This window comes from Caldisphaera lagunensis DSM 15908 (assembly GCF_000317795.1).
GTDB lineage: Archaea > Thermoproteota > Thermoprotei_A > Sulfolobales > Acidilobaceae > Caldisphaera > Caldisphaera lagunensis.
Window position 1 is genome coordinate 1486523 of the sequence record NC_019791.1, and the last position, 19505, is coordinate 1506027.

The 19505-nt window shown below is 29.0% G+C and carries 18 protein-coding genes and 1 tRNA gene; 9 read left to right on the plus strand and 10 right to left on the minus strand.

Annotated features, from left to right (window positions below):
- Positions 1-123 precede the first annotated feature (123 nt).
- On the plus strand, positions 124-3003 hold the full coding sequence (locus CALAG_RS07435) for a thermopsin family protease (RefSeq protein ID WP_015233117.1): 2880 nt from the start codon (positions 124-126) through the stop codon (positions 3001-3003).
- Positions 3004-3088: 85 nt separating this feature from the next.
- Here the strand turns inward: CALAG_RS07435 and CALAG_RS07440 are convergent, their stop codons facing one another.
- Both CALAG_RS07440 and CALAG_RS07445 read right to left on the minus strand, forming a co-directional pair.
- A complete protein-coding gene (locus tag CALAG_RS07440) occupies positions 3089-3802 on the minus strand; it encodes a carotenoid biosynthesis protein (RefSeq protein ID WP_015233118.1) in 714 nt (237 codons plus the stop codon).
- Between the two features lie 492 nt (positions 3803-4294).
- Positions 4295-4957 carry a LysE family transporter gene (locus CALAG_RS07445; protein WP_048816841.1) on the minus strand — a complete coding sequence of 221 codons (663 nt, stop codon included), beginning with the start codon at positions 4955-4957 and terminating at the stop codon, positions 4295-4297.
- A gap of 152 nt (positions 4958-5109) precedes the next feature.
- Between CALAG_RS07445 and CALAG_RS07450 the strand changes: the two genes are divergently transcribed.
- Complete coding sequence (locus tag CALAG_RS07450) at positions 5110-5763, plus strand: DUF3834 domain-containing protein (protein ID WP_157463232.1); 654 nt, start codon at positions 5110-5112, stop codon at positions 5761-5763.
- Between the two features lie 779 nt (positions 5764-6542).
- Here the strand turns inward: CALAG_RS07450 and CALAG_RS07455 are convergent.
- The 3 genes from CALAG_RS07455 to CALAG_RS07465 all read right to left on the minus strand — a co-directional run bounded on the left by CALAG_RS07455 (position 6543) and on the right by CALAG_RS07465 (position 10465).
- Complete coding sequence (locus CALAG_RS07455; protein WP_015233121.1) at positions 6543-7064, minus strand: hypothetical protein; 522 nt, start codon at positions 7062-7064, stop codon at positions 6543-6545.
- A gap of 189 nt (positions 7065-7253) precedes the next feature.
- Positions 7254-8441, minus strand: coding sequence for an acetyl-CoA C-acetyltransferase (locus CALAG_RS07460; protein ID WP_015233122.1), 1188 nt, complete (start codon positions 8439-8441; stop codon positions 7254-7256).
- Between the two features lie 5 nt (positions 8442-8446).
- Positions 8447-10465, minus strand: a complete 2019-nt coding sequence (locus CALAG_RS07465; protein ID WP_015233123.1) for a 3-hydroxyacyl-CoA dehydrogenase/enoyl-CoA hydratase family protein — start codon at positions 10463-10465, stop codon at positions 8447-8449.
- Positions 10466-10750: 285 nt separating this feature from the next.
- Between CALAG_RS07465 and CALAG_RS07470 the strand changes: the two genes are divergently transcribed.
- From CALAG_RS07470 to CALAG_RS07480, 3 genes are all read left to right on the plus strand, one after another.
- Positions 10751-11536: an SDR family NAD(P)-dependent oxidoreductase gene (locus tag CALAG_RS07470; protein ID WP_015233124.1), complete on the plus strand. Its 786-nt coding sequence runs from the start codon at positions 10751-10753 to the stop codon at positions 11534-11536.
- A gap of 34 nt (positions 11537-11570) precedes the next feature.
- Positions 11571-12200: a class I SAM-dependent methyltransferase gene (locus CALAG_RS07475; RefSeq protein WP_015233125.1), complete on the plus strand. Its 630-nt coding sequence runs from the start codon at positions 11571-11573 to the stop codon at positions 12198-12200.
- A gap of 219 nt (positions 12201-12419) precedes the next feature.
- Entirely contained in the window at positions 12420-13037 is a 618-nt protein-coding gene (locus CALAG_RS07480; RefSeq protein WP_015233126.1) for an MBL fold metallo-hydrolase, read from the plus strand.
- A gap of 15 nt (positions 13038-13052) precedes the next feature.
- Here the strand turns inward: CALAG_RS07480 and CALAG_RS07485 are convergent, their stop codons facing one another.
- Positions 13053-13883 carry a putative RNA uridine N3 methyltransferase gene (locus CALAG_RS07485; protein ID WP_015233127.1) on the minus strand — a complete coding sequence of 277 codons (831 nt, stop codon included), beginning with the start codon at positions 13881-13883 and terminating at the stop codon, positions 13053-13055.
- Between the two features lie 171 nt (positions 13884-14054).
- On the opposite strand from CALAG_RS07485, the gene prpB reads away from it, so the two are divergent.
- The gene (prpB, locus tag CALAG_RS07490; protein ID WP_015233128.1) at positions 14055-14972 is read left to right on the plus strand and encodes a methylisocitrate lyase; all 918 of its coding nucleotides are present in this window, start codon (positions 14055-14057) and stop codon (positions 14970-14972) included.
- Between the two features lie 64 nt (positions 14973-15036).
- Entirely contained in the window at positions 15037-15843 is an 807-nt protein-coding gene (locus CALAG_RS07495; protein ID WP_015233129.1) for an MBL fold metallo-hydrolase, read from the plus strand.
- A 145-nt stretch (positions 15844-15988) separates the two neighbouring features.
- On the opposite strand, the gene CALAG_RS07500 is transcribed toward CALAG_RS07495, so the two are convergent.
- Positions 15989-16930, minus strand: a complete 942-nt coding sequence (locus CALAG_RS07500) for a NosD domain-containing protein (RefSeq protein WP_083859971.1) — start codon at positions 16928-16930, stop codon at positions 15989-15991.
- Positions 16903-17235 carry a hypothetical protein gene (locus tag CALAG_RS07505; protein ID WP_015233131.1) on the minus strand — a complete coding sequence of 111 codons (333 nt, stop codon included), beginning with the start codon at positions 17233-17235 and terminating at the stop codon, positions 16903-16905. Before CALAG_RS07505 ends, CALAG_RS07500 begins: the two co-directional genes overlap by 28 nt.
- Positions 17236-17573: 338 nt before the next feature.
- Between CALAG_RS07505 and rimI the strand changes: the two genes are divergently transcribed.
- Positions 17574-18005 (plus strand): ribosomal protein S18-alanine N-acetyltransferase, encoded by a 432-nt coding sequence (rimI, locus tag CALAG_RS07510; RefSeq protein WP_281086589.1) that lies wholly within the window; start codon positions 17574-17576, stop codon positions 18003-18005.
- Here the strand turns inward: rimI and CALAG_RS07515 are convergent.
- Positions 18006-18090 (minus strand) — tRNA-Leu (locus CALAG_RS07515).
- Between the two features lie 57 nt (positions 18091-18147).
- On the minus strand, positions 18148-18432 hold the full coding sequence (locus CALAG_RS07520; protein ID WP_015233133.1) for a hypothetical protein: 285 nt from the start codon (positions 18430-18432) through the stop codon (positions 18148-18150).
- 114 nt (positions 18433-18546) lie between these two features.
- On the opposite strand from CALAG_RS07520, the gene CALAG_RS07525 reads away from it, so the two are divergent.
- Entirely contained in the window at positions 18547-19497 is a 951-nt protein-coding gene (locus CALAG_RS07525) for an NAD-dependent epimerase/dehydratase family protein (RefSeq protein WP_048816843.1), read from the plus strand.
- Positions 19498-19505 lie beyond the last annotated feature (8 nt).

Consider the following 19505-nt stretch of genomic DNA (forward strand, 5'->3'; position numbering starts at 1 on the left):
TTTTTAATTATATAAATTAATAATTATTAAAGTTATAACTTAAAAATTATGCCTTTAAATTATATAAAAATTTTTATATAAAATTTATATATCTATGAAAATAATAAGAAAAGAGGTGAAAAGATGGTTAAAACTTCTAATTTTAAGCTTGGAATGCTGTTAATTCTTTTTACTCTTTTATCATTAATCCTTATGATTCCATTCACGCATAGCATGAAAATAACAAAGTATGAAGGAACCAAAAACAATTTAAGCATGAAACCTATAAAAATTGGATTTCAATCGGGATTAAATGAAAGCGTAGGAATTAATGATAACGGTTCTATGCTAGTTAACAATAATGTAATTGATTATTCATATTCAACAAATTCTTTACTTGGCTATTTTTCTTTTAATGGTGGAGACTTTTATTCTGGTTCTCCAATTAACTATTCTGGTTTTTCTGTGCAGCTAAATTCAAATTTTAATGTAACTAATAGCATGACTTTATGGGCACAAGATGTTTTTGGTATTCAATATCAAAATGGTATTTATTATGTTTATATATTAGATAATCTATGGAATAGCACATATCCAAGCTTTAGCATCAATCAAAGCCTAGTAACTGGTAATGGTAACTTTTCAACCTATAATCAGCAAACTTTTTATTATAGCTTTGCCATTTCAAACAATAATATAATTACATATGAAACCTTTGCACCATTTAATCTTTATGCAAAAATGGATATCAATCAAAGCAGTAATGGCTATCCACAAATTTACATGTATTATGATTTTCAAAATTCAACTTATAATTCAGGCTGGATTTTATATGATGTAATTACAATTCTCGTTAAATCTAACAACCCTCAATTTCTAACGGGAATTCAATCAATAAATTCATACGCTCCTTACTCTCCTTTTGTAACCCAATGGGTTGTTGGGGGAGAAAGTAGTGGAGCACAATTAAGTGTTTACAATTGGAACGCTTCTATGTCACTTTACTATGAGTATGAAGGAAAATATTATAGCGTACCAGACGCAATTAGTTTACAGCCATCATTTTTCACAGCTTATGCAACAGCAGAAAATGTTAATCAATATTATGGAATCCAAGAATATTATAATAGCAATCTTGGATTAGTTTATCAAATACAAGGAGAAAATAAACAGGAATTTCTATGGCAACCAAAAGCATATTATGAATTAAATGGTAATAATTTAACTGTTTACCTAACTCCTCCTAACGGAGAATGGTTAATAAGTATAACTGGTAATAATTATTATAATGAAACCTTTGGAGATCATTCTCCAATCTCCTTTATTTTACCATATGGTGAATATAATATAAATGCAACTTTATTTGCAGGATCCCAAGGCATTGAAATATTACATAGCTCATTTAACGTAAGCGGTGGTACAGTTTATGTATCATCACCTGTTAATTTTTATGTTGATGGATTTTCACATCTAAGTGGTAACTATGAATTTACTACACCTGTTAATCTAACATTTCCGAATTTATATTATCAACGTAATAATAGTAGAATGGTATTCAAATATCTTATTGTTAATAATAAAATTGTCAACAGCAATACAATAGTTTTATATACAAACGCAAATGTTACAGCTGTATATCAACAACAATATTTTGTTAGTTTCCCATTTGAATTGAAAGGTTATGTTAACAATATATATCAAACATTAAACAACAACTGGTATAATGAAGGAGACCAAATAATAATACCTAGTCAAATAATTTATAATGGAAGTTATACTAGGTATGTTATTTATAAACAACAAACATATATAATAAATTCTTCTTTAAACATTATACCTCCTTATTACACTCAGTATTATGTTAAAGTTAATCAAACAATACCTGCAGAAATAAATGGGGTTAATTTAACATTATCGAGCAACTGGTTCAACAAATCATCTGTAATTACAATTTTCCATATATATTACTTTAATAGCACAGTTAGAGAAATAATAAATTCTAATATTAGTAAAATAGTTCTTGAGGGACCGATTTCTATAGGAATATATGCTTTATATCAATATTTAGATGTAATTATTTTGCCTAATGGAACGATTAGTAATTGGTTTAATTCAAACTATGTTATAACATTGCCTAGTATGATATATAATGGTAGTGAAGAAAGATATGTATTAAACCAAACACAACAGATAGTTGTTAATAAAGCATTTAACATTACTCCATCATACATAAAGCAGTTCTATATCATAATAAAATTACCAAATGAGACCGAAAGCAATTGGTTTAATTCAAACTATGTTATAACATTGCCTAGTATGATATATAATGGTAGTGAAGAAAGATATGTATTAAACCAAACACAACAGATAGTTGTTAATAAAGCATTTAACATTACTCCATCATACATAAAGCAGTTCTATGATGTAATTATTTTGCCTAATGGAACGATTAGTAATTGGTTTAATTCAAACTATGTTATAACATTGCCTAGTATGATATATAATGGTAGTGAAGAAAGATATGTATTAAACCAAACACAACAGATAGTTGTTAATAAAGCATTTAACATTACTCCATCATACATAAAGCAGTTCTATATCATAATAAAATTACCAAATGAGACCGAAAGCAATTGGTTTAATCAGGGCTTTATAATAACATTGCCTAGTATGATATATAATGGTAGTGAAGAAAGATATGTATTAAACCAAAGCAATGAAATTATTGTCCTACAACCTGTTGAAGAAGTTCCAATTTATACAAAACAATTCTTAGTTACAATTAATGGAGTTAGTAAATGGTATAATAAAGGCTCAACAATAACATTAAGTGAATCCGTTCCAATATATGAGACTATAACTTGGGTTGGAAATTATACTTTGCCGAACAATTCAAATCTAACAATAAATGGTCCCATAATTGAAAATGCAAAGATATCAACAAATGACACATTTGTAGGTGGTGTAGTAATAGGTGTTATAATAATAGGTGCTATAGCAATTATCTTGACTAGAAGGCATTAAAATACAATTTTCTTTTTTAATATAAAATAAATTCATTTTTAAATTTTTATAGTTGATGTGAATTTATTATAAGTTCTCTTTTATTTTATTTATCTATACCCGTAAAAAATGATAAATACATAAATAAAAATCCCATTAAAATTCCTAATAAGCCTGCCAGCCATAGGCCTTTAATAAAATCTAGGATAATCCAAGAAACAAGGTATTCTATATAAAATGATACAGAATAAACACTCTTTTTAGGAGATTTTCCCTTGTTGATTTTATAAATGGCATAAAATATAAAAGAAACAATAGCCCATCCTATGAAATTTGTTATAGGTACCCCATAATAATCTCCTTTAGTTATCCAAACCCACAACTTTGCTTTATAAGATAATAAAGGATCAAACGCTATATCAAGAGTAACCATACCTAAAACAGCTAATAGCCAATTTGATACTGCTAATGAGAAGAAACCTAACGAAGCCCAAAGAAATGGTATAAATAAAGGAACACCAAATAATAGGGGCCCTAATCCCTTGGGATTATAATAATATTTTCCAAATGGTATTCCATAGCGAACTCCTAGAAATTCAAAAATATATGAAACAACGTATGAAATGATTAAAAATTTAATGGTATTCTTTAAGCCAATTTCTTCATATGATATAATTAGATATAAAGCTATTAAAACGAATATTGAAGATAATATTGATGTAATTATGATTATTATTAATGGCAATTTTTGTAGGCTCATTACCATTGATATAGGGTAAATCAATAAAATGAGCCATGGTATTTCCTTTAGCTTAATCATATTGCTTCGCTTCCCATTAAAAAATTCCTTAAAGGATTTAAATTTTTATAATAATTTTAATTTAATTTATAACTTAATGAATTTTATTGTTTTAATTTTTCCCATGTAGACCATGGGAAACTTTAAAATTTTACTCTTTTCTCTCAATACATGAAAAATTTTATAGTGGGAATGAATAAAAATTCCTGATTTGAAATTCTCCTTGGCTAAATGGGAAAATATACGAATTTCTTTAATAACTATATAAACTATGTTCATTATATTTTGCATGAGGAATATAGATCTGATGTAAAGTAAATTTGATGTAATTAGGTATACTTAAGAATTCGCATATGAATGTGATATGTAACAATAATAAAAAGGATCGGTAACCATAAAGTGGAATTGAAAGATTTAACAATATCTTAATTTTTGGCAATTAATATAAATCATTTTAATTAACTTTATTTAATAATTTTAATAATTGTGTTGATATTTTAATTTTGATGGATTTCATTTAAAATTTATTAATTGTAGAGAGGCCATTATACCAAAATAAAACATAATGAATGCCATTAAAATTAAAAATACGCCAAATTGTTTATTATTTAATAACTTTTTGCCGGATTTCCCTATTATACCCATGGTACCAAGCCAAAAAAAGTCCATCCAAACATGGCTCGCATACATTATTGATAATCCATAAATAAATCCTAATGTTGTAGCTGATAATATTAAGATTAATCCGACAGTTGCCCACCAAGATAAAAATAGGGGATTTGATGCTGTTAATACAAAACCTGTTATTATCGGTCTATTGGAAATTTTTGAATTATTTGAAAAATTTTGATTTATTAAGGAACCGTTATCTTTAATTCTATTGTAACCATCCTTTATAGCAATTAAAGAAAAATATATTATAAAAGATATTAAAATAAAGCTTAAAAAATACTTTATAATGATATCATTTAATAAACTTTTTATTTGTTGCAAAAATAAAGCCAATAAAAATACAAATGGTAACTCAAATAATAGATGGCCAAATGCCTCCTTAAAACCGCTAAACCAAGATCCCTTAGACCCTTCAATTATTGCTGAAAAAGTCAAAGGTCCTGGAGAAAATGCACCACTTACGCTTAACGTAATAGTTAATATTATGAGGTAATAAAGCTCCAAACTTTGCACCACACCCAAATATATTTTAAAAATTTATAAATTTTATTTCTTAACTGGTTTGTTTATTATTAACAAGAATAAGTTAAAGTATAAAATATTAATATATAGAAAAACTTAATAATGTTTATTTCTAGATTATGATGGTGATTAATATGGAAAAAATTATGGTTGCGCCTGGACCTGTGTCTTATCCCCTCATACTTTCTGAAGATAAATCAAACATATCATTAATATTTGATAAAGAAGGCATAGCAGATGCTGTTGCAGATTCTATTACATCATTAATAAAAAGAGGACTTAATGTTGATTTCATAACTGTAAAGGAATTGTTAACAATACATCCAGATCTGAGAGGTCCAAAAATAGGGGTATTCAGAAAGGGATCTGCTGGAGAGATACTTCTTAAAGCATTAATGGATAAACAAAATATAAAAGGGGAAATAGTATATTCAGATAACATGCAAGATCTTCTTCATATGTTAAATTTAGGAGAAATAAATAGCGCAGTTATAAGCATAGCAATGGTAAAACCTAAAGAAACACTTGAATCTATTGTTGGTGCTCCTGGAGCTTGTGGAATAAGCATTAATAAAAATGAATCCATAAAAACTGTGAAGGAAGCTTATGAACTAGGTATTTCTATAGCTAAGAAAAATCCTGAAGAATCTGCAGATAAGATTGTTTCAAGATTACCTATAACCGTTTCAAAAGACTTTGTATATAAAATAATTACAAGAGCTGAATATTTCTTTAAGCCAGCAGGAAATATTAATTCATTTGTGGAATTAGTTAAAAAATATATTTAGTTTTTTAATTCTAAAAATTAAAAGAATTAGTCTTGAGTTGAGAGGGTTAGATAGGCTCATAAAAAAGGAATTATTAACTGTTAAGGATCATTAATTTTTTCTCAACAAAATTCCCATAGATAAGGAAAAGATACTATTTAGAATTAATCCCCAGTAAATGGCAAAAGAAATATGAAATAATAAAAACACTAGTAGAACAAATATTATGTTAATTTAAAATAAAATTGATAGTGCTCAACTCTTGATTTTCCTCTTTTGATGTAATAAACTTCATATAGAAATTCAAATATATGATCTCATGGTTGGTAATATAAAAATTTAAGAGGAATATGATAGGAGTACATACAATAATAAATGATATACATTTCTATTTTTCTTATAGAAGCCTTTACTTCTAAGATTTGGAAATTTTTCTCCAGCTATTAAATCTAACTACTTTTATCCCAGTTCTTTATCAACAATCTTTATACTTTTGTAATTCAAAATAAATAATAGTAGTAAACAGAAGAAGTTATAATAATGAAGATTAGTTGCTAGGAAATCGATCTTGCTTCTAAAATTCTTTATAAAGAATATGTTGAAAGTAAAACATATTCAATAATAAGGGTTAAGTTTAGTTCCTAATGCAAGAGTAGTAATAGAAGCATTATATGATGCTCTAAAGGGAATAAGGGTTGAAGATGACGAAAGGATTAGTGAAGTCTCGTTTAACTATAACTCATATAAAATCAATATTAATTTTATTAAATAAAAATTTCATAAGAAGCAAAAACAAGGTATTAAATTAACATAATACCTTGTTGTTTTAATCTGTCTAATTCCTTATCAGTTAATGCTATTGTGTAGTCCTCATTACCTATATTTAAGGAAATTATATTAAAATTTGTAAATCCTACCCTTCTCTTGCTTATGTATTTAACTGACTTTATCTTCTGCCAGTTATCAATTTTGTTACACGTTTGATAGGGATTTATGAAAGAATTTCTTCTATATCTTCTAACAACAGATAAAACCGCTATGACTATTGCTATTAAAGCAAATGATATTGTTCCCTCATAAGTAGGATTATTTATTTTATACGAAGATGATGTAAACCAAATTAAAATACCGAAATAAACTATGATTATTATAATTCTCAAAACAATTGACCACATAGGTCTTTTATATCTTAAATTATTCAAAGGTATGTTTAATACGCTGGCATCATCTATTGGTCTAATTCTTATTATTTTAGCTTCTTTTATATCGGTACCGCTTGAAGCTATTATTCCATAGGAACCATCATTGCAAACATATATCAATTTGTCCCCTATTTTTCATTATGTTTTGGAAATAATAAGCTTATAAGTTTTTAAAAAAACCATTTATTAAATTATTTATTTAAAAAATATAATTAAATTTTCAAAAACCATTTATATTCTTGATATTTGAATTAATAAATTAAAAAAGCTGATTAAACATAAATTTTTTATATAAAAAATTTTTAAAAATTATGAAACGTTTTCAATGATTATTGAATATCCTTGTCCTCCTCCAACACATAATGTAGCAACACCATATCTCGCATTTTTCTCCTTTAGAATCCTTGCTAATGTACCAACTATTCTAGCTCCAGTTGCACCCAATGGATGTCCAATAGCTATTGCTCCCCCATGTATATTTACTCTATTAATATCAATACCCAATTTCTTTACAGCATTTAATACTACAACAGCAAATGCCTCATTTATTTCCCAATAATCAATATCTTCAACCTTCATCTTTGCTTTTTCAAGTGCCTTCTTTGTTGCAGGAACAGGTCCTTCACCCATTATGCTTGGATCTACTGCTGCCCATCCTATTGAGACAATTTTAGCCATTGGTTTTAGACCATATTCATTCATTGTTTTTTCATTCATAAGCATTGTTAATGATGCGCCAGCATTTAATGGTGAAGAATTACCAGCTGTTATTACACCATCAGGTTTAAAAGCTGGAGGGAGCTTTTTGAGTTGCTCAAGCGTTGTATCTGGTCTAATGCTTTGATCTGTATCTACTGTTATCATTTTACCTTTACTTTCAACTTGTATTGGCAAAATTTCTCCTTTAAACCATCCATTTTTTAATGCTTCCGTCGCAAGCTTATGGCTCCTTAAAGAGAACTCATCCATTTCATCCCTTGATATTTTATTTATTTCAGCTAATTTTTCTGCTGTCAATCCCATGCTATATCCAATGTTTAATTGGTATTTGGCATAATCAGGTCTAAAAAGTAATTTGTGGTTTATTTCTATATGTGGGTTATCTGACATAGGAACATGAGTCATGTGTTCCATTCCACCAGCTAATGCAATCTTAGAATTACCTGTCATTATTTCCATTGCACCAATTGCAATTGCATTCATTGAAGATGCGCATTGTCTATCAACGCCCATAGCTGGAACTTCTACTGGTAAACCTGCTAAAAATACTGGATGTCTTCCTCCATATAACCAGTTTTCTCCTACTTGCAAAGCACAACCTGTTATTACATCTCCAATATCTAGGGGATTTATGTTATTTCTTTTAACAACCTCCTTTATTAGCATTCCTAAAGCTTCATCCATTCTAATTGTGTTAAAAACATCCCTATCAGGCTCTTTTGGCCTGCTTCTTGAAAAGGCAGTCCTCAAAAAATCAACTAAATAGACTTCATCCATCTATATCACCTTCCTTTAAATTCAGGCTTTTTCTTTTGCAGGAACGATATTATACCTTCCTTTAGATCTTCTGTAGAAAATAGAACTCCCATAGCAAATGATTCCATTTCTAATCCAACATCTATTGGGACTTGGGAACCTTTATTTAAAAGTCTCTTGACCATGGCAACTGCTAATGGAGCTGAATTTTGTGCAATAGATTTTGCTAACTCCATAACCTCTTCATCTGGATTCTTGTATATTTTATTAAGTATCCCTAATGAATAAGCCTCTTTACCGCTAATTCTTTGTCCTGTCACAATCAACTCCATTGCTTTTCCTAGGCCAATAATTCTTGAAAGCCTTTGTGTACCTCCCCATCCTGGAACTAATCCTAACGTTACTTCAGGAAATCCTATTTGTACATCTTCAGTTCCAACTCTTAAATCACATGCTAAAGATAATTCAAATCCTCCTCCTAATGCATATCCCTTCATTACGGCAATAGTTAGTTTTGGAATCTCTGAAAGCAATTGAAATACTCTTTCACCTTTTCTAGAATTTTCTAAGAATTGGAAACTGCTTCCAACGAATTCATTTAGATCAGCTCCTGCTGATAATACATTTCCCTCTCCTGTTATTACAACAACATTTACTTCAGGATCATTCCAAAGATATTTTATTGCCTTTTCTAATTCTTCTAAAAGTTCTCCACTTATTAAGTTATACTTAGGTCTATTTAATATAATCTTAGCAACCTTGTTTTCATATTTCTCAACTTTTATTGTTTTGTATTGTTGTGCTGAAATAACTTTTCCTTCTTTTATTTCAGCTGCTCCTTCCTTTTTTCCCTCTTCTTTTCTTTTCCCCTCTTCTTCCTTTTTCTTTAATCTACCTTCTACAGCATCCCTTAGCAAACCATTTTTAATTGATTCAGCTGGTTCAAAAACATTGCAATTAAATTTGTTTGCAAGCTCTTCAAGTTTTGATTTGATTTCCATACTTGTGAAGCTCTTTGCAACAGATATAGGTCCATAAGGCCTGTTCATTCCATATTTTACACCATTTTCTATATCTTCAGGCGTTGCAACTCCTTCCTCTATTAGCTTTACAGCCTCATTGATTTCCAAAGCTAGTACATCCATCATTGATACTTTGTCTGTTGCTTTCTTAACATCTATTAAAGGTCTTCCCTTTGACCAATCATAAAATCCTTTTCCAGTTTTCATTCCTAGCATTTTGTTATTATAGAGCTCTTTTATTGTATTACATTTGCCATAACAAGGATTCAAAGTCTTTGCAAAGTATTCTAAAGAATCATAAACAATGTCTATACCAACGTAATCCATTAGTTCATATGGTCCCATTGGAAGTCCTTGAGATTTAAAATATGCATCTATTTCTTCTGGTGTTGCAACCTTATTGTCTATATATAAACAGAATAGTAAGCTTTCTGGAGCATTAATTCTGTTAACAACAAATCCTGGGGTATCTTTCATTACCTTTAATGGATATTTCCCTATTTTCTTAACTAAATCAACAAGTACATCTATAACTTCATCTGAAGTTTCTTCTGCCTTAATCACTTCAACTAATTTCATCAAAACTGGTGGGTTAAAGAAGTGAAGTCCAGCAACCCTATCTCTATATTTTAAGTCTTTTGCTATATCTGTTATTCTTATGTTTGATGTATTGCTTGCGATAATAGTTTCTTTTCTAACAAATTTCTCTACTTCTGAAAATACTTTCTTTTTTAAATCAAGGTTTTCAGGTACAGCTTCAATAACTAAGTCTGCATCTTTTACAGCTTCTTCTATTGTTGTAAAGGTGCTTATTCTAGACATAACTTCATCAGATGTTTTGCCAAAAAGCTGTCCCTTCTGTTCTAGCTTAACTAAGGATTCCTTTATTTTCTTTAATGCCTTATTTAATATTTCTTCAGATATATCTTCCATCTTAACGTTGTATCCATATATAGCAAAAACCTCAGCAATCCCTTGTCCCATAGTTCCTGATCCTAAAACTGCTACGTTTTTTATTTCCATTATTTCACCTTTGATTTTATTTTTGTCAAGGAACAATATAAATATTCAGAAAGATGGCATTCATGTAATCTCTAAATGAAAAGTTTAAAATTGTCTAATATTTAATATTGGTTAAATTAATATAAAACTGCTAAAGATTTTTTATAATCTAATTTTATATTAATATAAATTTTTAGAAAAAGCTATTAGTATCTAAAATTAATTAAATCAGGGGTATGATTAGGAATCCGGGAACTGAACCGAAAGGATATGTAGGAAAGCGCTGCATGACCCCGGTGTATAAATATGAGATATGCTTTAGTTACTGGAGGAGATAGAGGTATTGGGAAAGCAATAGCAATAAAATTATCTTCTCAAAATATTTTTACAATTATAAGCTATAGGAAAAGGGAAGAAGAGGCAATATCTACTTTAAATTATATTAAATCAAAAAATGGAAAAGGGGATATGATAAAGGCTGATATATCAAATAAAGAAGATGTTGAAAAAATGGCTAATTACATAAAAGAAAAATATGGAGGTATTGATATTTTGATTAATAATGCAGGTGTTGGTTTTACTTCAAAGTTTACAGATTTAAGTTATGATTCATTTGTTAAACAAATACAAACAAATTTAATTGGTAGCTTCTATGTAACTAGGTTATTAATTGATAATATGATAAACAAAAAATGGGGTAGAATAATTTTTATGAGTAGTATTGCAGGAATTTTTGGTGCAGAGTATTTAACTGCTTATAGTTCAGCAAAGGCAGGATTAATTGGTTTAGCAAAGTCATTAGCTATTGAATTAGCTAAGCATAATATAACAGTAAATGTAGTTGCTCCTGGGTTCGTTGAAACAAAGCTAGGAAAAAGCTATTTTGAATGGCTTGATTCAATTGGCTATAAAGAATCTGAAAAGATGTATTTGTCATCAATACCTAGTAATAGATTAGCAACTGAAGAAGAGGTTGCATCTCTTGTTTCATTTTTAGTTAGTGAAGATGCTAGCGGTATAACTGGGCAAGTAATAGGTGTTGATGCTGGAGCATCCTTAACTCCTGGAAGTGTTTTTAAAAAGTATAGTTAATTAATTTCCATTTTTAAATAATACATGATGTAAAATGGTTTCAGATCCGTTTGATACGTATTCGCTAAAATATGATGAATGGTATGAGAAACATAAAATTTTATATGAAAATGAATTGAATGCTGTTTTTAGGGTGAAAACTAAAGGAATTTCATTAGAAATAGGTGTTGGAAGCGGTAGGTTTGCAAAACCATTAAATATTGATTTTGGATTAGATCCTTCAATAGAATTATTAAAAATTGCAAGGAAAAGAGGAATTGAAGTAATCAAAGGTGTTGGAGAACATTTACCCTTTTCAAACAAAAAATTTGATGTGATATATTTAATTGTTACAATTTGCTTTGTAGATGATCCAATAAGAACACTTAAGGAAAGCAATAGGGTATTAAAAAATAATGGTAGTATTATAATAGGATTTGTTCCCAAAGAAAGCAAATGGGGGAAATATTATGAATCAATAAAAGATACGAGCCCTTTTTATAAATATGCAACATTTTATTCTTATAAAGAAATAGTTAATATGATTAATGAAACAGATTTTAAAGTGGTTGAAACGATTTCTACTTTATTTCAAAATGTTAATCAAAAAGAAATTTATGAAGAACCGATAAATGGTTATAATAGTGATGCAGGGTTTATTATTATAAAGGCTATGAAATTATAAATTTTTCCCTAAAATTCATAGGGAAATTACATCATAAATAATTGAAGGGATCTAAAATTTCTTAACATTAATAAATGGTTTTTATTTGTTGTAAGCAAATTGTTAACCGGGGGGTTAACAATTATAAAAAACTTCTAATCCAAGAAAATTAATAGCTTTCATGAGTTTATAGATTTAAAAGATAAAAATCTCTAAAAAAACAAATTTATAGGGATTAAATTGAAGCTATATGATGATATAGAAGTTATTGATAATACAAACGCGCATGTTTATGTAATATATAATAAAGGAAAAGTAGTCCAAGTGGATTCAGGTTCCAAAGGGGATGCAGATAAAATTATAAATTATTATAAAACAAGAAACATAAGGCCTGATTTTATTTTTCTAACTCATACTCACGTTGATCATATTGGGGGTTTAGCTAAAGTAGTTAAAGAGTTCAGCCCAAAGGTTTTTGTAAACAAAAATGAAGCTGATATTGTTAAAGGAAAAGCAAAACCGGAAGGATCTTGGTTAGTAAGGTTTTTTTCATTATTTGTAAAAGTTGAACCTATAGAAAAAGTCTATGATGATTTAGAAATTGAAAAAGAATTTGATAATGTAAAAATACTCCATACTCCTGGACATACCCCTGGTAGCACGACATTAATAGTTGAAAAAGGAGGGAAGAAATATGCTTTTGTTGGAGATGCACTATTCTCAAAGGATTCCCAACTTTATGTTAATAAAACATTTGCTAGAGATTATAATTTAGCTTTGAAATCAGCAGAATTAATAAAGAACATGAAACCAATTATAATATTACCTGGTCATGGGAAAGCTATTGAATATACATAATTGTTAACTCCCCGGTTAACAATTGCTAATGTAATTAAATATAGCTAAAGTTGATGCTAATGCCTCTTCAGTTCTTACAGTTAATGTACCCTGATTTAAAACTGTATTTAAAATATAATCAAATTCTTTTTCATTATATAATTCTGCGTGAGGTCCTCCAAAAACAAAAACAATTCCTTTGCTATTCCTTAATTTATTATCTATTTCTTCTTTAATTTTATCATTAAAGCATTCTCCTAATTTGCTTGTACCAACAATAAGATAACCCTCATCTTTAAACTTCTTTATATCAAGATTTTTTATTTTGGATACCTTATATCCTGTATATAAATTACCCCATGATGCTTTTTCTAGCATAATTTTATTTTTAATTGATTTTATTTTTACAGTTATTATTTTATCATCAACTTCTTTTTTATCTAGATATCCATTTCCTATCATACCTAAATATACTATACAATAATTTTCATCGCATTTTTCAACATATCCATCTAAAATTTTTCCTATCTCAGCCTTTTTGGGAGGATCATGATTAACAAGTCTTAATGGTGGTAAAATACCTGCATATTTTAATAATTTGCTTTTTTTAATTATTTTTTTCTTTATATGAGGAGGAATAATTTGGTAATTCAATATTAATTGGAGAAATTTTTCATCAAAGCTGTTTGATTCATCATCTCTGTAAAGAATAACCTCATCAACTTTATATATTGATAATATTCTGGAAATAAATCCAGCCTTGTATGTTTTATCTATTAGACTATCTTCTACTGATAAAACGCTTATTGGTAATAAAACCAATAATTTTTTGTTTCTCTTTTTAGGAGGGAATTCGTTACAACTCACTTCTTTTTACCTTTATTTTCTTCCTCCTTCTTACCTGTTGAAAATAGACTTGTTTTTTGTCTTCCTCCCAAATTTATCACCAATAATTATAATATAAGCAATAAATATAAGCTTTATTTTGGAGTAAACAATTAATACTTATTAAATTAATTTTATATTTGGTGAGAAAGTATGGCATTTTTATATAAAAGAAGACTTGAAAATCCTGGAGAAATGCTTAGGGAATTACTAAAAAAGGAAGATATAATAATAACCCCGGGAGTTTTTGACCCTGCATCGGCTTTATTAGTGGAAAGCCTTGGATTCAAATCAGCATATTTATCTGGCGCAGCATTAACTGGTAGCTTAGCGATGCCTGATTTAGGATTAATAACTTTTTCAGAATTGTTTGATACAACAAGAAGAATAACTAATGTAATAAATATACCATTAATTGTAGATAGCGATACAGGCTTTGGAGAATCTCTAAACGTTTATAGAACAGTTAAGGAATTAGAAGAGGCAGGAGCAGCTGCAATACAAATAGAAGATCAAGATATGCCTAAGAAATGCGGCCATTTATCAGGCAAGAAAACAATTTCTGCTGAAGACATGGTAAAGAAAATAGTTGCAGCAAATAATGCAAGAAGAGATATGCTAATAGTTGCTAGAACCGATTCAAGGGCAACAGAGGGCATTGAAGCAGCAATTGAAAGGGCTAAGTTATATTTGGAAGCGGGTGCTGATATAATTTTCCCAGAGGCTTTAACTAGTATTGATGAATTTAAACTATTTGCCAGAGAAGTTAGGGCACCATTATTAGCTAATATGACAGAATTTGGAAAAACTCCTTATATAACTGCTCAAGAATTTAAAGAAGCAGGTTTTAAAATAGTTATATTTCCTGTAACAACATTTAGGGCAGCAATGAAGGCTATGAAAGATACATTGATAGAAATTAGAGATAAGGGAACACAGAAGTTCATTTTAGATAAAATTATGAGCAGAGAGGAGTTTTATAATTTAATAGGTTATTATGAATATGAGAAAAGAGATAATGAGTTTGCAAAGAAAGGGGATGAAATTATAATAAAAAAGAAAAAGAGTTAAATTATAAACAATTATTTTTAAATAAATTTAAGGTTTAAAATCTATTTTTAAAAGGGTGTAACTAATGAAACTTACAATTTTAGTAGATAACTATGTTACCTCATTAACTTCACTAAGAGATAGATTGATGAGTGAATGGGGTTTTGCTGCTTATCTTCATGATTATAAGGTATTATATGATACAGGTTTAAGTGGGGATGTTTTGTTAAATAACATGAAGGCCTTAAATTTAGATTTAAATGAGCCAGAATACATAGTTTTGAGCCATAGGCATTTAGATCATACTGGGGGACTAATGAAATTTTTAAACCAGAGGAATAAGCCCATAAAAGTTATTGCTCATAAAAACCTCTTTGCTCCAGCAAGGGCAAAGGATGAAAAGGGGGAAGTTAGCGTTGGGGTTAATTTCACAAAAGAGGAACTTGAAAAAAAGAATGCGGAATTAATTCTTATTGATTCCCCATATAAATTAAAAGAGAATCTAATAGTATCTGGATACATACCCAGGAATTGGGGGCCAAGCCATGCTGGAGGATTGATTGATGAGATACCTGATGATATGGCATTATATATAATAGATAATGATGAACTCTTAATTTTAACTGGGTGTGGACATGCAGGTATAGAAAATATAGTAGAATATGGATTAAAAATAACAGGTTTAAACAAACTTAAGGGAATTATAGGAGGACTTCACTTTATGGGGCTTGATGATAAGAGATTAAATACAATAGTTTCTTATTTAAATAAAAAGGCCCCAAAAATTGTAGCTGGAACTCATTGTACTGGAATTGATGGTATTTCATTGCTTAAGAGGAGTTTCCCAAATTCATTTAAAGATGCAGGTGTTGGAAAAGAATTAATAATTTAAAAAAATAATTTATTTTTTCCTTCTCAATAAAAATACTGCTCCTGCTATAACAACTACTGCTATAACAATACCTATGCTTAAAGTACTTGTAATAGACGGTAATTTACCGCTAATGGTTGATGCACTTTTAGTTTGCGTTTGAGTACTACTTGTTTGAGTGCTTGTCGAAGAAGTTATTGAAGAAGTCGTTGAACTTGTTTGAGTGCTTGTCGTTACTGTAATCGGTGGTGGGGTAACTTGAGTTGTTGAAATGCCTGATACTTGGTGAGGGTATCGATGTTAAAGGATAGTTATCTAATCCATAGGTTGTGTTATATGGTTTAGATCCAATCCCTTCACTATCGATTTCACTTCCTTTGTAACCATACCAATAATTACCCAAATAATTTGTAAAATTGTTTCCATTAAATTCATAATTTACCTTTGTCTTTGTATTGTATGTTACATTTGAATTGCTAATATTAACATTTTTGCTATTATTGAAATAATTGAGGTAAATAAATGCATGACTAATTTTTGTTAATTCTATACCATTTTTGTTTCCTATAATCTCATCAGAGAATATACTTAAGTTTGTAGAATATCCGGAAAGTATACCTATTGTGTTGTTTTTAACGTAATTCATAAATATTGTTATATTTTTACCAAGCCCTGCTATTATACCATAATGAGAATTCTCAATCGTGTTATTGTAAATTAATGAATTGTAGGCACCGCTTAAAATTCCATATAAACCTCCAATAGATAATGTTTCAAAGATTTTAAGATTAGTAATGTTTGGATAAGCATATATGCTACCTTTGGTTGTATTTCCATTAACGATTGATTTTACTAGATAAATAATTGCTGATAAGCTATTAGCTAAATTAATTCCTGAGTACGAGTATGTTAGGCTTACTTCACTTATTGTTATAGTATTTCCATTATTTATAAATATTGAATTTGCACCATTTAACACTAAATTGCTTAAAGAATCGTTTTTTGATGAATCAATGTATATATCATAGCCTGATGAACTCGCATTTACAAAAGGTAAGTTAATATAAGAATTTTCAATGTTTATATAATTTCCATTAGATAATTCAATCCGTTAGCTGATGCATTGGGATTACTATAATATGCATTGATTTTTATGTTTTGTAGATTATCAACCCCATTGTTTAGGTTAATTATTTTTAGACCAGTTGTAATTATATCTTGGAAGAAAGTACCATTGTAAATGTTTTCAGTTATGTTATATATGTTTAAATTATTGTTGTTATTAATATAGATATCACCTTGATTTCCATTATTAACATTTGATATAACATTTTCAATTATAATATTGCCTATAGAGCTTATAGAAATTCCTTCTGATGAATAGAAGTTATTTATTGATAGATTTTTTACCATTATTTACTGAAAGTCCATATGTATTGTAAGGCATGCTACCGTTAGAAACAACATGATTATTTAGTAAATACAGAAGTTTATACAGATTTGGGTATTTTATATACGCATATATTTTGTATATATAAAACTAGTTGCTTGGTTTCATTTTAAAGTATATCACGAGATTATTATATGAATACCTAGATATTGTTAATTTTTATTATTAAATAATTCATGTTAAATAAAAGATATCTTGATTATTTTTACATTAAAGAATTTTAAAAATTTAAAATTTTAAAAAATCATAAATATTATTTCTTTTTCAATATAAATATGAGGGATTAAAGCTGGAAGTTAAAATAAGGCCTTGCACATCAAATGATATGAAACATATATTGAGCATAGAATCAGAGAGTTTTGCTGAGGGTGAAAGATATAGTAGATCAATTTTCTTATATTATATTATGTTTAAGAAAGCCATTTTATTAGTTGCAAGCATTGATAATAATATTGTTGGTTATTCTTTAGGATACATGGAAGATGAAGAAGTAGGTCATATAGTATCTATAGCTGTTAAAAAAGCATATAGGAATAATGGTATAGGAACTAAGTTAATGGAAAGCATTGAAAATGAGCTGAAATCAAGAGGGGCAAAATTAATAAAATTAGAAGTGTCTGTTGATAATAATGCAAGAAAATTATATGAAAAGCTAGGTTATAAAATGATTAAACTCTTACCCATGTATTATGGTAATAGAGATGGCATATTGATGATTAAGGAATTTACTTAATGCGGGGGGTGGGGTTTGAACCCACGCAGGCCTACGCCAACGGGTTCTAGGCCCGTCCCCTTTGGCCAGGCTCGGGCACCCCCGCGCATTTATACAAATTGATGAAAGGGATAAATATGATTTTAGTCTTCTTGAGAATTGATTAAGAAGTTTTCTCCACAACTTTTATATCAGATACAATCTTTATTTTTTCTAAAACGATACGTGCCTTGGGGGTTAACATGTATTTTAATAGATAAAAACTATTTAGAGGTATGTATAAAGATTTAGAATTGCTATACCCGCAAGATTTGCAGTTTATTTTATATTTAATTTCAACATAAGCCTCATTATCGTTCATAATAGGTCCTTCTATATGATAGGTATAATCTGTTGGTGAATTGCAATATGGGCATAGACCTGGTTCTACTATTTCTTCTTCTATCAAAACCATCCCCCTTTAGCTTTTTACACTACAAGATTTAAAGGCAGTAATACTGTTTATGTAAATCTTAGTTAAGTTTTTTAATTAGCAAACTCGGAAAATAATAGGATGGTTAACATGAAAATTTTAATAACAGGTGGCGCAGGATTCATAGGTTCTAATTTAGCAGATTATCTAGTAAGTAAAGGCTATAGCGTTAGGGTTGTAGATGACTTAAGCTTTGGAAGCGTTGATAATTTAAAAGATTTAATTCAGGAGAAAAATTTTGAATTTATCAAAGGGGATTTAAGGGATCCAGAAATCGCAAACAATTCTGTTAAAGGAATAGATATAGTTTATCATCTAGCAGCAAATCCAGAGGTCAGAATATCTTCTCAATCCCCTAGTTCATTGTATGAATTAAACGTTTACCTAACTTATAATATATTAGAAGCAATGAGAAAAAATAATGTTAAGGTATTAGCTTTTGCCTCTTCTTCCACAGTATATGGAGAGGCAAAGAAAATACCAACCCCTGAAGATTATGGACCATTAGAGCCCATAAGCGTTTATGGAGGGGCGAAACTCGCATCTGAGGCGTTGATAAGCAGCTATTCTCATACATTTAAGCTTAATTCAGTTTCATTTAGATTAGCAAATGTTATAGGGAAAAGATCGAACCATGGAGTAATACATGATTTCATAGAAAAGTTAAAAAAGGATAAAACGAGGCTGGAAATTTTAGGTGATGGGACTCAAAGCAAGAGCTATATACATGTTAGTGATGTAATAGAGGGTATGCATTATTTATTAAATAAAAATTTGGAGAAAAACATAATTTATGATGTATATAATATAGGAAGTGATGATCAAGTAACTGTTATGGATATTGCTAAAATCATTATAGAGAAAATGGGGTTAAATCCTAAGATTTATTTAACTGGAGGAGTAGATGGAGGTAGAGGATGGATAGGAGATGTAAAATACATGCTATTGAGTATTGAAAAGGCTAAGTCAATAGGATGGAGGCCCAAATTAAATAGTTATGAAGCAGTTAAAAGAGCAGTAGATGAGGCTTTAAATTCATAAATAGGTGC

Excerpts from the sequence above, each read along its gene's own strand:
- CALAG_RS07435 (WP_015233117.1), top strand. The coding sequence starts at position 124 with ATGGTTAAAACTTCTAATTTTAAGCTTGGAATGCTGTTAATTCTTTTT.
- CALAG_RS07440 (WP_015233118.1), bottom strand. The coding sequence starts at position 3,802 with ATGATTAAGCTAAAGGAAATACCATGGCTCATTTTATTGATTTACCCT.
- CALAG_RS07450 (WP_157463232.1), top strand. The coding sequence starts at position 5,110 with ATGGAAAAAATTATGGTTGCGCCTGGACCTGTGTCTTATCCCCTCATA.
- CALAG_RS07460 (WP_015233122.1), bottom strand. The coding sequence starts at position 8,441 with ATGGATGAAGTCTATTTAGTTGATTTTTTGAGGACTGCCTTTTCAAGA.
- CALAG_RS07465 (WP_015233123.1), bottom strand. The coding sequence starts at position 10,465 with ATGGAAATAAAAAACGTAGCAGTTTTAGGATCAGGAACTATGGGACAA.
- CALAG_RS07470 (WP_015233124.1), top strand. The coding sequence starts at position 10,751 with ATGAGATATGCTTTAGTTACTGGAGGAGATAGAGGTATTGGGAAAGCA.
- CALAG_RS07475 (WP_015233125.1), top strand. The coding sequence starts at position 11,571 with ATGGTTTCAGATCCGTTTGATACGTATTCGCTAAAATATGATGAATGG.
- prpB (WP_015233128.1), top strand. The coding sequence starts at position 14,055 with ATGGCATTTTTATATAAAAGAAGACTTGAAAATCCTGGAGAAATGCTT.
- CALAG_RS07495 (WP_015233129.1), top strand. The coding sequence starts at position 15,037 with ATGAAACTTACAATTTTAGTAGATAACTATGTTACCTCATTAACTTCA.
- CALAG_RS07505 (WP_015233131.1), bottom strand. The coding sequence starts at position 17,235 with ATGGTAAAAAATCTATCAATAAATAACTTCTATTCATCAGAAGGAATT.
- CALAG_RS07525 (WP_048816843.1), top strand. The coding sequence starts at position 18,547 with ATGAAAATTTTAATAACAGGTGGCGCAGGATTCATAGGTTCTAATTTA.